General features: G+C 42.5%; 12 protein-coding genes. 2 read left to right on the top strand and 10 right to left on the bottom strand.

Annotation, left to right across the window (positions count from 1 at the left end; translation table 11 throughout):
- Nucleotide 1 precedes the first annotated feature (1 nt).
- Both HKX40_RS10035 and HKX40_RS10030 read right to left on the bottom strand, forming a co-directional pair.
- Nucleotides 2-1,759, bottom strand: a complete 1,758-nt coding sequence (locus tag HKX40_RS10035) for a tetratricopeptide repeat protein (RefSeq protein WP_171589446.1) — start codon at nucleotides 1,757-1,759, stop codon at nucleotides 2-4.
- On the bottom strand, nucleotides 1,746-3,161 hold the full coding sequence (locus HKX40_RS10030; protein WP_171589445.1) for an FAD-binding oxidoreductase: 1,416 nt from the start codon (nucleotides 3,159-3,161) through the stop codon (nucleotides 1,746-1,748). Before HKX40_RS10030 ends, HKX40_RS10035 begins: the two co-directional genes overlap by 14 nt.
- 120 nt (nucleotides 3,162-3,281) lie before the next feature.
- Here HKX40_RS10030 and HKX40_RS10025 point away from each other — a divergent pair, with 120 nt between their 5' ends.
- Nucleotides 3,282-4,661, top strand: a complete 1,380-nt coding sequence (locus tag HKX40_RS10025; RefSeq protein ID WP_171589444.1) for a phosphomannomutase/phosphoglucomutase — start codon at nucleotides 3,282-3,284, stop codon at nucleotides 4,659-4,661.
- A gap of 207 nt (nucleotides 4,662-4,868) precedes the next feature.
- Here HKX40_RS10025 and HKX40_RS10020 read toward each other — a convergent pair whose 3' ends face one another.
- Together HKX40_RS10020 and HKX40_RS10015 are read right to left on the bottom strand one after the other, a co-directional pair.
- A complete protein-coding gene (locus tag HKX40_RS10020) occupies nucleotides 4,869-5,975 on the bottom strand; it encodes a glycosyltransferase family 4 protein (protein ID WP_171589443.1) in 1,107 nt (368 codons plus the stop codon).
- Between the two features lie 24 nt (nucleotides 5,976-5,999).
- On the bottom strand, nucleotides 6,000-7,166 hold the full coding sequence (locus tag HKX40_RS10015; RefSeq protein ID WP_171589442.1) for a glycosyltransferase: 1,167 nt from the start codon (nucleotides 7,164-7,166) through the stop codon (nucleotides 6,000-6,002).
- On the opposite strand from HKX40_RS10015, the gene HKX40_RS10010 reads away from it, so the two are divergent.
- Nucleotides 7,146-7,400, top strand: a complete 255-nt coding sequence (locus tag HKX40_RS10010) for a hypothetical protein (RefSeq protein ID WP_171589441.1) — start codon at nucleotides 7,146-7,148, stop codon at nucleotides 7,398-7,400. The genes HKX40_RS10015 and HKX40_RS10010 overlap by 21 nt on opposite strands.
- Nucleotides 7,401-7,423: 23 nt before the next feature.
- Here the strand turns inward: HKX40_RS10010 and HKX40_RS10005 are convergent, their stop codons facing one another.
- From HKX40_RS10005 to tviB, 6 genes are all read right to left on the bottom strand, one after another.
- The gene (locus HKX40_RS10005) at nucleotides 7,424-8,536 is read right to left on the bottom strand and encodes a glycosyltransferase family 4 protein (protein WP_171589440.1); all 1,113 of its coding nucleotides are present in this window, start codon (nucleotides 8,534-8,536) and stop codon (nucleotides 7,424-7,426) included.
- Between the two features lie 3 nt (nucleotides 8,537-8,539).
- On the bottom strand, nucleotides 8,540-10,432 hold the full coding sequence (gene asnB, locus HKX40_RS10000) for an asparagine synthase (glutamine-hydrolyzing) (RefSeq protein WP_171589439.1): 1,893 nt from the start codon (nucleotides 10,430-10,432) through the stop codon (nucleotides 8,540-8,542).
- A gap of 180 nt (nucleotides 10,433-10,612) precedes the next feature.
- Nucleotides 10,613-11,740, bottom strand: coding sequence for a glycosyltransferase family 4 protein (locus tag HKX40_RS09995; protein WP_171589438.1), 1,128 nt, complete (start codon nucleotides 11,738-11,740; stop codon nucleotides 10,613-10,615).
- Complete coding sequence (murJ, locus tag HKX40_RS09990) at nucleotides 11,733-13,034, bottom strand: murein biosynthesis integral membrane protein MurJ (RefSeq protein WP_171589437.1); 1,302 nt, start codon at nucleotides 13,032-13,034, stop codon at nucleotides 11,733-11,735. Before murJ ends, HKX40_RS09995 begins: the two co-directional genes overlap by 8 nt.
- A gap of 36 nt (nucleotides 13,035-13,070) precedes the next feature.
- Nucleotides 13,071-14,096 (bottom strand): SDR family oxidoreductase, encoded by a 1,026-nt coding sequence (locus tag HKX40_RS09985; RefSeq protein WP_171589436.1) that lies wholly within the window; start codon nucleotides 14,094-14,096, stop codon nucleotides 13,071-13,073.
- A 4-nt stretch (nucleotides 14,097-14,100) separates the two neighbouring features.
- Nucleotides 14,101-15,375, bottom strand: a complete 1,275-nt coding sequence (gene tviB / locus HKX40_RS09980; RefSeq protein ID WP_171589435.1) for a Vi polysaccharide biosynthesis UDP-N-acetylglucosamine C-6 dehydrogenase TviB — start codon at nucleotides 15,373-15,375, stop codon at nucleotides 14,101-14,103.
- Nucleotides 15,376-15,489: the final 114 nt, after the last annotated feature.

Here is a 15,489-nt window from a genome sequence, read left to right as displayed (position 1 = left end):
ATTATTTCACCCCCAAGTTTAGCCGTCGAATAGTCTCTCGCAAAACTGCATTACTCGCATCATCTTGCAAACCAATTTTTAACGTTTCCCTTGCTTTATGTTGATCTCCTTTAGCCACATACACCTCAGCTAAATGAGCTGCAATTTCAGCTTCTGGTTTTTCATCAAAAGCTCGTTCTAAATACTCCAAAGCAACGTCATAATTTTTCAACCTAAATTGCAACCACCCCATACTATCCATAATGTAGGGGTTAGCGGAATCTAGCATCAATGCTTTTTCCAGTAATTCCTGAGACTCTTCCAAATTATAGTTACGGTCAGCAAAAATATAGCCCAAAGCATTATACGCATCAGCCAAGTCAGGCTCTTCACGCATAACCTCTCTTAGCAATTTCTCTGCAGGCCACACCTCACCACGCTTATCATATAAAATCGCCAGTGCATACTTAATATCAGCATTATTAGGTAATTCTTTTAAAGCATCATTGTAATAAACAATCGCTTCATCAGTACGCCCTGACTCATTGAGTAGGTTCCCACCTAACCATAAAAAACCACCTCGATTTTCAGGAAAAGCCTGTGAAGCCATATCCAATATAGATAGCCCTTCTCGTACTGATCCTAATGCTGTTAGCAGACGTGCTTTCTCCATGAGCAGTTCTGCATCTTGGTCTTGATCAGGAATCTTGTTCAACTCAGTTAATGCTAAACGATATTTTTTCTCAGCCTTGTAAATGGAAACAAGCAGTTTACGTGCATCCAATAATTTCTCATCTGCAGTGCTGCTATCCTTGGGCAGCGATTTCTGGCGCTGTTGTTGAATATCGATAAACTGATTTAACACTCGACGTGCATCTGACCACTGCTGAGCATCATAGTGAATAAGCGCCTGAAAGTACAACAAATCAAAATCTTCAGGAGAGACTTTCTGCATACGCTTAATTGCTTTAATCGCGTTGTTATACTCTCCATCTTCTGTCAAAGCACTAATGTAATTGAGATAGAGGTTGCGTGATTGTGGATGCTTATTGAGAAACTGTTGCACGAATCGCATGCCTTGCTCTCTTTTTCCTCCCTGTGATAGGAACAAAACTCGTAAGGCAGCCTCCTCGGAGTTTTTATCCACCTCTAATGCCTTAAATGCTTCTTTCCACGCCAAGTCAAGCTTCTCTGCCCTTGCCGCAAAGTCTGAAAACAACACATGATAATCTGCTGATTGCAAATGAAAAGGGGCCGTCATCTGCTCATAAAAAGCCAACGCCTTATGCTCATCACGAATTTCTTCTAAAATCAATGCGTTGGAATGCAGTTTGTCCTTAAGTGCCTCAGGTCGTGCATTACGTAAAGATTGTTGTAAAGCACGCAAAAATTCTTTATCTCGCCCAGTTTGTCCAAGTAAAGTGGTATACCACGTGCGAACATTGTCATTGTCTGGATAGGCCCTATACCAATACTTTACAGCCTCATAAGCATGTTCATAATCACCCTCGGTATAGTAATAATTCACTGCTATTTCAACAATTTGAGGGCTGACCCGGTGATACTTAGTAAAATTCAGGGCCTCCTTTGCTGCAAAAGCATAGTTTTCCTCAAAAAATGCTGTTTCTATTGCTAGGATACTATACACCTCATCAGCATCGACAGATTGCTTTAATTCTTCTGCCAGCCACGGTTTTCTCATTACATCGACAGGTTGTGACCATACTGTTGGTGAGAGTGCCAACAAAACTCCACATACCCACGTTTTAAAACTCAACACTACTAATCACCTTACCTGGATTAAACAACGCATGAGGATCTAATACCCTTTTTATTTTGCGCATCAAGGCTAATTCTACTTCATCTTTATAGTCAATAAGTAAATCTTTTTTAAGTTGACCTATTCCATGCTCAGCAGAAATTGAGCCATTAACCGCATAAACACTATCAAAAACAATTTTATATACATCTTTTTGCAACGACAAGAACCCTTCTTCCTGCCCTGGAGCGGCTCCCACATTATAATGCAGATTACCATCTCCTAGATGACCGAATATAATATGTTGCACCCCTGGAAACCGGGCCTGCAACAAAGCGTTCGTATGTGCTATGAACTCTGGAATTTTGGAGACTGGTACAGCAATATCATGCTTAATGCCTTTGCCTGTGGCTGCCTCAGCAAGAGGAATACTCTCCCTGATATGCCACAAGGCTTGACTTTGAGCACTTGTCTCTGCAATCACAGCATCTACAATTTCGCCTGCTTCTAGTGCATCTCCTATGACTGCTTCAAAACGCCCACGTGCATGATCCTCACTCTCATTATCCGAAATCTCTAATAAAGCATACCACGGTGATTTATCAGGAGAAAATGGTAATTTAATTTGGGGAAACACTTGTGCGACAATCCCCAGACAATAAGCTGAAATTAACTCAAATCCTGTCAGTGCTGAACCAAACCCATGCCGAGCACGAGATAACACTTTAACCGCATCGGCAATGCTATTAAATGCTAAAAACGCTGTACTGCGAGCTACTGGCAATGGATAAAGTTTCAAAGTAGCTGCTGTAATAATACCTAATGTTCCCTCACTACCGATAAAAAGATCACGTAAATCATAACCCGTATTATCCTTACGCAAACCTCGTAAACCATTCCAAATCTCGCCATCTGCCGTGACCACCTGCAATCCCAATGCTAATTCACGTGCATTACCATAACGCAGCACCTGAGTACCACCAGCATTGGTGGCTAAATTACCACCTATGGTACAACTCCCTTCTGAAGCCAGGCTTAGCGGAAATAAACGCCCCGCCTGTACAGCTGCCTCTTGAACGGTTTGCAATACACATCCTGCTTGTACTGTTATTGTGTCGTTATCGGTATCAATTTCCAGAATTTTATTAAGCCTTGTCATCAACACCACAACCGCATCACCTTTATTGCTCGGTGTGGCTCCTCCACACAATCCAGTATTACCCCCTTGTGTCACGATAGGGGTATTAAACTGCAAGCAGACACGCACCACAGCAGCCACCTCTTCTACATCAGCAGGACGCACGACAGCAAGGGCTTTACCTGTATAACGTCCACGCCAATCAGTCAGATAGGGAGCGGTTTCATCTCCTTTAAGCACATGTTCGACACCTACAATATCCTGAAGCTCAGCTAACAACGACATAAAAATCCTGAAATAAATAATAAAAAATTTACTGTTTTAATGAGGATAGTTTCATTCTAACCAAAAAACAGGAGATAATATTGTACTATTCTTATTACACTAAAAACAGGTTGAATAATAATGATTTCTAGCGTTTTTAAAGCCTACGATATCCGTGGCATTTTCCCTTCACAGATTAATAAAGATTTTGCTTTCTTACTAGGACGCGCCCTCGGTCAGCGTGCCCACCAGTTGGGGCATACCCAATGTGTAGTGGGTTTTGATGGTCGCCATAGTAGTCCTGAACTTGCTCAAGGGTTATCTGCGGGCATTCGAGACCAAGGGGTAGAAGTCGTCAATATCGGCATGGTACCTACCCCTTTAGTGTATTACTACACTTATGCTCATGAGATTGGTGCTTGTGTAGCCATCACCGGTAGTCATAACCCTCCCGAATACAATGGTTTTAAGATGATGCTTGATGGCAAAGCTATTTACGGTGCCAGCGTTACTGCACTATATGATGAAATGCAAGCATTAAGCTCACAACCATTGCTTAATAAAAACGCTGCTGAGATTACAACAGACATCATACCTGAATATATTCAACGCATCGTTAGTGATGTCAAACTTAAACGCCCTATGCATATTGCTATTGATGCTGGTAATGGCGTAGGTGGCAAAGTGGCTCCAAGCTTATTTCGAGCTTTGGGTTGTGAAGTGGATGAGCTTTTTTGCGAGGTTGATGCCAACTTTCCTAATCACCACCCAGACCCTGCAGACCCTCACAATTTGGAAGACTTAATTACTCATGTCAAAAATACCAACTGCGAATTAGGATTAGCTTTTGATGGCGATGCCGACCGTCTTGGTGTTGTAACCAAGTCAGGAGAAATCATTTGGCCAGACCGTCAACTCATCCTTTATAGTCGTGATGTGATTAGCCGTGTTCCTGGTGCAACGATTGTCTTTGATGTCAAATGCAGTCGACATGTAGGCGAGCAGGTTGAGCAAGCAGGCGGACACCCCCTAATGTGGCAAACAGGACACTCCCTTATCAAACAAAAGATGAAAGAAGCCGATGCTGCTCTTGGTGGGGAGATGAGTGGACACACTTTCTTTAAAGAACGTTGGTATGGGTTTGATGATGGGCTCTATACTGGTACTCGTTTACTTGAGATTCTCTCAGCCTATGATAATCCTTCAGCTGTTCTTGAAGCACTCCCCAAAGATGAGAGTACTCCAGAAATTAAAGTACAAATGGCTGAGGGGCAACCCCATGCGTTGGTTAAGACTTTACAAGAGAAAGCTGTTCTTCCTACAGCCAAGCGCATCATTACGATTGACGGCATTCGTGCAGAATACGAAGATGGCTTTGGTTTGGCACGTGCTTCTAATACCACTCCTGTGCTAGTGCTTCGTTTTGAAGGGCGTAATGCAGAGAGCTTAAAGCGTATTAAGACAGAGTTTAAGCAAATGCTAGAAACTTTTGCTCCTTCTATATCATTAGAAGGATTTTAAAAAGGCTTTTGCTCTCTTAACTGAACCTCCTGGGTGCCTTGGGATGCCGTGCATTTGCACAGCATCCTCACCATGGCAACATCTATGACTTCCTTGTGACATATTGTCTTGCTTTTCAAAGCTCAATAAGCAGGGGTTTTAATGTGCGGTTCACTCAGCTCAATGGAATAATGGAGTGAAAATATAGTGGGTAGTTTGGCAAAAAAGCTAAAGAAGAGCCCTATACACCTCAAGATGTTTTTCAATAATAATTGGCATAGCAAACTCACGCTCTGCTAACTTCCTTCCTTCAACCCCCATATGCTGACGCAACTCTGCATCTTCCGCTAGACTCACTACAGCCTCATAAATCGCTCGTCCATTCTTAACTGGAACCAATATACCACTCACATTTGGAATAATCGTATCTCGACATCCTGGTACATCAGTTGTCACAATAGGTCGCCCACTTGCAGCTGCCTCCAATAATGATTTAGGAATCCCCTCCCGATACGAGGGTAAGACCACAATATGTGATTGAGCATAAAGATGGGCAATATCCTTACGTTCTCCTAGACACCTAACATAAGCGCCAATATTAGCAAACTCCGTCTCGGTTAGTGAAGCAGGATTCCCCTTATCAATTCCTCCCGCCAATTGCCAAACATATTGCTTTTTCTCATCATATTTCGCTGCCTCAACAAACTCCATCACTCCTTTGTCCTTAAGCAATCTCGCTGCCATCGTAATCGTAATAGGCATCGCCGGCTCTGGGGTCGGAGCAAACTCATTCATATCTACACCAGCTCCACGAATCATCACCACTTGTTCTGAACGGATAGCACCTAACTTGGTCAAAATTGCACAATCATCATCGTTTTGAAAAATTGCTCGGCTATTTTTATGACCCAAAGCTCGCTTATAAAGGGTAGATACAACTGTTTTTAATAAATCCACACCTTTTTTCTGACGAGTGAAAATAAACCCCAATCCTGAAATCGCATAAACCACCGCAGGCACATGAGCCAAACGAGCCGCCAATCCACCGTATAGCACGGGTTTAATTGTCACAAGGTGCACTAAATCCGGCCTAACCTGTTTGAATAAACGATAAAGCCCTAGAATGGTTTTCAACTCATTTAAAGGGTTGGTACCACTGCGCGACATATCTAATGCGTGATGTGTAAAACCATATGCCACAATTTGCTTAACCGACTCTCCAGGCATAGTAGCCACATGGACATCATAACCGTTCTCTTTGGCGGCCAAAGCAATACGCACTCGGTGTGACAAGAAAAATGCAGGATTATTGACCACAAATAGTATTTTTGACATGCTTCTCTCTGTAACGTTAACTTTTTACAAGTGACCCTCTATCATGGACTCCCAAGTATGCTCATACTTCTGCACCATGGTCTCTAAGCTAAAACGCTCTAATACACTTTGACGTGCTTTCTGACGTAGCTCATCAAATTGCTGATAATGTTGTCTTGTCTGATGTGGTTTACCAAGCAATGCAAGTGCCTGATTAAGCTTATCCGCCAAATCATCTGGGTTCGCAGGTTGTGCTATCCAACCATTGTTACCCACAATCAATGCAGCATCTCCCACATCTGTCACTACATTAGGAACCTGGCATGCCATAGATTCACACACTACATTAGGAAACCCTTCAGCAATACTAGATAACACATGAATATCCAATGCAGACATAATCATTGGTACATCGGTACGTAGCCCAAGAAGCAATACATCTCTATCCACCTGCAAATTTTGTTGTGACAGTAAAGCCATTAGCTCACTATTAGAAGTTTCCAACCCCTTACCGATCAAGGCCAACACAGCATCAGGGTAAGACTTTTTGGTTAAAGCAAAGGCTTTAATCAGACTAGGATGATCTTTTAGTGGATTCCAGCGCGCCACAAAACCTAGCAAAGGAGTATTTTCTGTGAGTCTCCACGCTTGGCGTAATGCAGCTCCTGCTGTAGGATTTGCCTGCCATTGACGCAAATCATAGCCATTTTGTATTACCACCATTTTGTCAGCCTGATACCCCCATGAAGTATGAATTTTTGCAGCTTTTTCTCCACAGACAATAATTCGCTGAGGGATAAAACGAGAACAAAAGGCACTTAAACGAGCAAGATAGTAACTTGTCTTAGAGCTATTTTTTAGACTATCGCCAGAGTTCCTAATCCCCCAAGCAATATGTTTAAATCCAGCTAAACGAGCAGCTATACCACCAAAAAAATCAGCATGATACATCCATGTTTGTATAACATCAGGTTCAAGCCGTTTTAGTAATGCAATTAAACGTTTTAAATCCTGCCAACGTAGTTTACCTGATTGCATACCCAACGTATAAACTGACACACCTGCTGCTTTGAGCGTTGCACCATACACCCCCTCGTCACCAAAACTCACTACAATATTTTGTTGATTAGAGTGAGTTACCAGCCGAGTAAGTACTGTCTCTGCTCCCCCTTGCCCTAGACCACTAATTAGATGCACTACTTTGAATGTCATTATCGCCCCTACTCCATCATACGCTCTACATTAAATCGCTCTATTCATCTTGGCCATATTGACCATCTTATTAAAACCTTTTACTACCATAAACTACACAATGGCATCCTTGCCATTGTGTTGGTTTACATCACTGCTATTATCATGGTGCGGGGAGCCATACTGAACAACAAAATTAACCATCATACCCATCATCACTATCACTTACGATTCCATATTGAGACCAACATATGAATTCACCATCATGCCATTCATCACTATCTTGCGACTTCAGCCAACAAATCGTCCCATAGTTTTAAAACTTGCCATTGAGAATAGCGAGTCAATACACTTTGTTGACCATTTTTAGCCAATAACATCCGTTCCTCACTATTTTGCATTAATTCGAGTAGCTGTTGTTGATAGGCTTTTTCATCATCCAGTGCAACTAACCGAGCCACTTCACCATTTATGCTCAATTCTCGTGGTCCACTTGGACAATCATAGCAAATGACAGGAAGTCCACAGGCCATTGCTTCCAACATCACATTAGGAAACCCCTCTAAACGTGAACTCATAGCAAGTAACTGAGCTTGTCGCATCACTGCCCAAGGTTGGTTTGTTTTACCCTTAAGATAAATACGCTCTTGCATATGCGAAGAGGTAATCAGCTGTTGCAAGGTCTCTCGTTCTGGACCATCTCCATAAATATGTAATTGCCAATCTGGGCATTGTGCAGCAATATGAGTAAAGTTGGCGATAAGTTTATCAAACTGTTTGCTAGGAACTAGACGCCCTACTGCAACAGCCACTTTACTTCCGGACTGTGTGCCTACATTGTTACCTTCATTCTCCAGTGACTTTTCCAAATCTATCGGCAAAGGATTCGGTATCACTCGTAAACGTCTCAACACAGGCATAGACTGGGCAAACATTTTAGCAGCCTGTTCAGTCTGCAACAGCACCGCATCTGCCCCTGCATATAGATGTCTACGCAAGAATCTAAGACTCGCGCTAATTTTTTGAAAAGAGGGGTCTGAACGCTCACAGACAATAAGTGGAATATCTAAACCTTGCTTGGCTAGCAATGCCATAACATTCACATTGGTTAAAAATGATACCATTACATCCGCCTTGACTTCTTGCATAATGCGACGCAAGACGATAGGTTTTACTAGACGTGCAAGCCATTTATTACTGGGTAGAGCCTCACTTAACCAACGCACCTGCACCCTAGCATCAAGAGAATAAAAAGATTGCCCACTACCTTGGGAAAAGCAAGGCACCATCACTACCTCATAACCCTTGGCCACCCAAGCATTGACCAATGTGCAGGCTACACGCTCTGCCCCACCCGCATTTAAAGAACTCAGCAGAAATAAAATTTTCATATCCTACACTGCAATATCATAAGCATCAATCCAGGCTTGCAACATCAACACGCCCCAAAGCTGGGCACTCCAATCACCTTGACCTGTTTGATGTGCCAACCAGGTTTTTTGAATGATAGCTTCATTAAGCAAACCTTGTTTCTTCAACCGCTCACTACTTAATAAATCCCACGCCCACTCACGCAAAGGACCTTTTAGCCAATCTCCTAAAGGGACAGAAAATCCTTTTTTGGGACGCTCAAGCAATGTTTGAGGAACATAGCGGTATAACACTTCTTTCATCAACCACTTGCTCTTACCATCACGCCATTTGTATCTCGGATGAATATCCCACACAAACTCAAAAATTCGATGGTCAAGTAATGGCACCCTTGTTTCCAATGAATAATACATGGCAGCTCTATCCACTTTGACCAAAATATCATCTGGTAAATACGATAAAGTATCCGTAATCATCATTGTCTTCAGCAAATCACTCAATGGATTATTTTCAAAAGCTGTTGCAGGCTCTACTCCATTAACAACAAGTTGCTCTGGATTTTTCCAATATGATACAAACGGCTGATAGAATTTCACACTATTTTTTGCCTGCATCAACAAAGAAAACTGTTGCCATTTCATTTGCTTCTCAAGGGAGTCGCCATAATGCAGTGACATCTGATGTGCCACTCGTGATACAAGCGGTCTTAAGAAAGCAGGAACATTATGACATCGTGTCCACCAGTGCTGTGCTCGTTTATACCGATTATAGCCACCAAAGAGTTCATCACCTGCATCCCCAGATAGGGCCACTTTAACATGTTCAGCAGTCATTTTCATCATGACCGCTACTGGTAGTTGTGACGAATCAGCAAAGGGCTCACTATACATAAGAGGAAGCTGTTCAAATAAACCCAAGGCATCATCACCATCCATATAGAGTTCTGTATGTTCAGTCCCTAAATGTTGTGCAACAGCCTTGGCAAAGGGGGCCTCATTATAGTTATCATCTTTAAAACCAATAGCGAATGTTCTAATGGGTTGCTCACTCTGTTTTTGCATCAATGCAGCAATAAGCGAAGAATCTGTTCCCCCAGATAAAAAAGCCCCCAACTTGACGTCCGCTAACATTTGCCCTTTAACCGCATCAGATAGCACCTTATCAAATGCGTCAATCGCAGCAGCATCACTTTCAAAAATGCGATCACTACTACGTTTAGCAATGTCATAGGCGGACCAATAAGCAGTAGGATGAGACCACTCATGCTGATTCCACAATTGATCATGTGAGAAAACAAGATAACTTGCTGGAGGCAGCTTATATGCACCCTCAAAAATCGTATAAGGGGCGGGAATATAGTTGTGTCGCATCAAGGCAACGACAGCTTGTCGATTAATTTGACGGTTAAATCCTGCAACGGGCATTAACGCTCTTAAATCAGAGGAAAATAGCAAACCGTAAGGGCTATGTGCATAGTACAATGGCTTCTCGCCAAAACGGTCTCGACCTAATGTCAGCGTCTCTTCTTCCTTATCCCATAGAGCAAAAGCAAACATCCCCACCATTTTACGCAAAGTTGACTCTACACCCCACTGTGCAAAGCAAGCTAACATCGTTTCAGTATCAGAATGTCCTCGCCATGTGGCTTTATGAAGCTGTTCACGTAATTCGAGGTGGTTATAAATTTCACCGTTAAATACCAACACATAACGCCCATCATCACTTAGCATAGGTTGATGACCCTGTTCAGATAAATCTTGAATAGCCAGACGAACATGTGCAAACCCTACTTGCTGATTATCGCTAAGCCACACACCTTGACTATCTGGCCCACGGTGTTGAATGCGCTCACAGGCTTGTGTCAATAGCTCCTGTTTTTGTTCAAATGAACCTATCAGTCCAACAATTCCACACATATTTTTTATTCCTTTTTGCTATTCACCGATTGATTTATCTTGCTTATTGCCTTTTTATATGACATTTTCAACTCACCACGGCACATATCATTTTATCGTTATAACAGTGGTGCATTGCTCTAACCCATGACAAATGACCGTCCAAAAGCTATCACTAGGATATAAGATATTATCTCCCTATCAACGCGAATGCTTCACACCCAGTTCAATAAATAAATCATCCCATGCCTGGCCAACTTTCTGCATAGAAAAACGGTCCTTAATCTCGGGAGACTTAATTGCATATTGTGCTCGCAAAGCATCATCAGACATCAACACACCTAAAGTATTTGCTAGTGCAGTCGCATCGGCTACTGGACGCACCAAGACTCCATCTATACCTTCGCGGATTAATTCTCGTGGTCCTGTATCGCAATCAAATGATACAACACACAGACCACAAGCCATGGCTTCTTGTAAACAATTTGACATGCCCTCAAAGTGCGAACTCAATACAAACATATCTGCCTGTTCGTACCAGTCTAACAGATTACCAACTCGCCCAGGTAGTCGTACGCGGTCATTTAAGGATAATTGCTGAACCTGTGCGGTGAGTGTATCACGTGCCCCACCCTCGCCAAGAATCACAAGATTCCAGTCTGGGTGTTGATTAGCAAGCAATGCAAATGCTTGGATAAGCACATCAAACCCTTTTTCAGGATGCAACCGACCAACAGCAAGTAATAACTTGCTACCCTGAGGTTTCTTAGGAAGCACTACAGGAGGAATATTTTTTAATGGCCATTGAATAGCGTTGGGGATTACTCCCACACGAATATTAGGAAGATTGTCTTCAAGCCACTGTGCACTCATTTGCGTCAGAGCAATGACTTTAGCCGCCTTTGGGTATGCGAATTGACGCAACTTCTGCCAAAATGTAGACATTTTCTGTGATGGAGGATGAGCATGCTCAGTCGCCACCACTGGCACACCTAGACCCGTACAAGCCAGAATAGACAATATTGATGCACTTGTCATGATACCAATCACTACATCTGGACGGTAACGCTGTACCATTTTACGAATAGCCAAGACTTTCTTAAGCTGCGACCATGCACCTGTTTGTCCAAATTGCTGGGTACTTAAGCGACGCACATTTTTATTGAGTTCATAGACATCCGTGCTAGGGTCTGATTGCGTCAATAATGTCACATCATAACCCCGATACTGCCAATAATCTGCCAATGTCACGGCTACCCGCTCCGCACCACCTCCGTGCAGAGAAGGAATTACAATCATAATGGACAATTTAGCTTGTATATTAGACATTTTGTTTAATCGGTAAGCGCCACGCAATTAAAAAATAGCATACAAAAGAAAATAAATACATTCCTGCTGTAGCTGTCATAATCCCTTCAACCCCATAGCGTGGTGCGAGTAGGAAATTCAACAAGAACTTCACAGCAAAATTCATTAAAGCAATCACTGCCATCAGTTTATAACGATTTTGACTAGCCAATAACTGCACTAAAATCAGCACTCCAAAATAAAAAGGCACTTGCATTAATCCAAAACGTAATGCCTGAGCAACTGCGACCGTATTATCTGAAGTAAAAGCACCTCTTTCAAAAACGAGTTTCACCATAAAAGGAGCCAACATCCACGCTATAGCTAAGGCAAGTAAGCCTAACCCCACCATCGCCAGGGACCATTTCAAAGCCATATTTTTTGCTTGTTGTGCCTCTCCTCGGTGTTGTACATCAGCCAACACAGGCAATGCTGCTCGACCAACTGAAGCAGCCCCAATCCCAATAATGACAGATACCAAACGTGTTGCATAACCCATTGTTGCATTGGCGTTATTACCTAGCTGGGCAGCAAACATCTGGTCCATAGGAGCAACAAAACTCAATGCAATTTGCCCTACTAGCATAAAACCAGCCGCGTGAAGTAAGGACCTCCAATGGGAAGATTGGAACTGCCAATGCAGGGGAATCCAACGTTCACCCTCCGCCTTATTTGCCATATACCACAATAAAACGGTCTGTAGTATATAACCGCATAGCACCCCAAGAATAATGGGGAAAATGGATGTATCGCCAGGTGAGAGTAAAATCCATACAAAGATGAATAAAGCTGGCAAACTATCTAGCAAATTGTTGATATGACGCTCTAATGCCCGTAGCCTCGCCATATGCACGCCTACGATGAGAATCAACAAACCAACAGGTCCAAATACCCATATCATCTGTTGACTATACTCCTTGGCTGCCAGACTTAATTTACCTGACATATGTGTTATGACCCAGGGCCATGCCAATACAGAAGCTACGACAATAAACACACCAACAGCAATAATCCATGCCTGTAGCTCTGCAAGAAAGCGATTCTTCTCCTCTTGACCAAGATGTCGTAACTTCACCAACACCGGGATTAACACAATAGAAAATGCCCCCACGATAGTTGTAGGGAGCCAATTAGCCATGCTCTGAGTAAACTGATAGGCATCCACGACATCGCTAACGCCATAGCGATGGGCAACAGCCATTTCTTTTATGGCCCCTGCGAGCTTGCCAATAATTAGAAAAAAAGCGACCCGCATTGCCCCTGAGACAATGCGCATATGGTCGCTTTTGGATGTGTGACTAGAACCGCTCACTTATTTTAAGAACTGAATATACCAAGGCATCGCTTTCGCCAAGCCCTCTATAATAGAGAAAGCAGGCTCATAGCCAAGCTGCGTTTTAGCTTTGGTAATGTCTGCGAATGAATGGCGTACATCACCTTTGCGGAAATCAGCATAAATAGGCGATTTCGTATAAACCACCCCATTAGCTGCCAGCGTATCCTTAATATAGTTGAACAATGTATTCAGCGTAGTCTGTGCATGATAGGCCACGTTATACACTTCAAAACCACTCTCTGGCATATGTGTAGCGGCAAGCAAATTAGCCTGTACAACATTTTCAATAAAACAAAAGTCACGGCTTGTTTCACCATCACCATTGACCGTAATATCACCTTGGTGAATCATTGCGGCTGTCCATTTAGGAATTACAGCAGCATAAGCACCATTAGGATCCTGACGCTTACCAAATACATTAAAGTAGCGTAGCCCAATTGATTTAAAACCATAACATTGAGCGAAAATGCGACCATAAAGCTCATCAACTAGTTTGGTAATCGCATAAGGAGAGAGTGGATTACCAATCTTATGCTCAACCTTAGGCAAGTCAGGATGGTCACCATAAGTGGAACTAGAAGCAGCAAAAACAAAAGCTTTCACACTTTCATCACGTGCTGCCACCATCATATTCAGGAAACCACCGATATTAACGTCATTGCTTGTGATAGGGTCATTAATCGAGCGAGGAACTGAACCTAATGCAGCCTGGTGTAATACATAGTCCACCCCTTTCACTGCGGCACGGCAAGTATCCAAATCACGAATATCCCCTTCGATAAAGTGGAAATTAGCCCATTGCTCAGCACTAACTTGTGACTGAACCTCAGTCAAATTATGGCGATGTCCAGTGGCAAAATTATCCAACCCCACCACTTTTTGATTTAACTTAAGCAATGTCTCTAGTAGATTGGAGCCAATAAAACCTGCACACCCGGTCACTAGCCAGGTGCGAGGCTGCCCCAATAACGTTGTTTTAACTTGTTCAAATGCTGTTGTCATAATACTACAAACGGATATCCGCCTCTTCTGCAGTTAATACATATTTAAGGTCATAAAGCACATGCTCAGGCTTGCCTAAAGCACGAATAGCTTTCACACCCATTTCTGCAAATTGTTTATGTGCTACACCTAGGATAATACCATCGTAAGAACCCACTTCTGGTTTAGAGACAGGAGTGATTCCATATTCATGTTGAGCCTCTTCAACATCTACCCATGGATCATATACATCCACCTTAATATTGTACTCACCGAGTTCTTTTACAATATCCACAATACGAGTATTACGAATATCAGGGCAGTTCTCTTTGAAAGTCAGTCCCATCACCAATACATGCGCATCTTGTACCTGGATTTTACGCTTGGTCATCGCTTTCACAAGTTGAGACACTACATAAGACCCCATACTATCATTTAAACGACGTCCAGCAAGAATAATTTCTGGGTGATAGCCAATAGCTTGTGCTTTATGGGTAAGGTAATAAGGATCCACACCAATACAGTGACCACCGACAAGACCAGGACGGAAAGGCAAGAAGTTCCATTTAGTACCTGCCGCTTCAAGCACAGCCTGAGTATCAATACCCATCTTATTGAAAATCAACGCTAATTCATTAATTAAAGCAATATTAACGTCACGTTGAGTATTCTCAATTACCTTGGCTGCCTCTGCCACACGAATACTAGAAGCCTTATGAGTACCAGCTGTAATGATAGAGCTATATAAAGCATTCACCAATTCTGCCACTTCAGGAGTCGAGCCAGAAGTTACTTTTTTAATGGTGGATACACGATGTTGTTTATCGCCTGGATTGATACGTTCTGGACTATAACCTGCATAGAAGTCTACATTGTATTTGAGACCTGAGAACTTTTCTAAAACTGGTACACACACCTCTTCAGTTGCACCAGGATATACAGTCGATTCATAAATAACAATATCGCCCTTTTTAAGAACCTTACCAATAGTTTCACTTGCTTTTTCAAGAGGAGTTAAATCGGGCTGTTTATACTCATCAATAGGGGTAGGTACAGTCACGATAAAAGTATTCGCTTTAGCAAGCTCAGTACTTTCTGCACTAAAGTGCAAATGAGCCGCTTCTTTTAATTCTTCAGAAGAAACCTCAAGGGTGTGGTCCGTACCTGATTGCAACTCAGCGATACGCTTTTTATTAATATCAAAGCCTAATACATCACGCTTTTTACCAAACTCTACCGCAAGTGGTAGACCCACATAACCTAACCCTACAATCGCTAATTTAATATCTTGTAATTGCACTTTAAACTCCTAAAGAGTAAAAACATATAAAAACGCTGTCTATCGGCATCTACAACATTGGCTATTCAATGTTTCCCTCATCGTAAACCTTTGTGATGAAGTCAATGTATATAT

The organism is Pelistega europaea (genome assembly GCF_013133775.1).
Classification (GTDB): domain Bacteria; phylum Pseudomonadota; class Gammaproteobacteria; order Burkholderiales; family Burkholderiaceae_B; genus Taylorella; species Taylorella europaea.
Note: the sequence above shows the minus strand (reverse complement) of the source record. Positions and strands in the feature narration are given on the sequence as shown.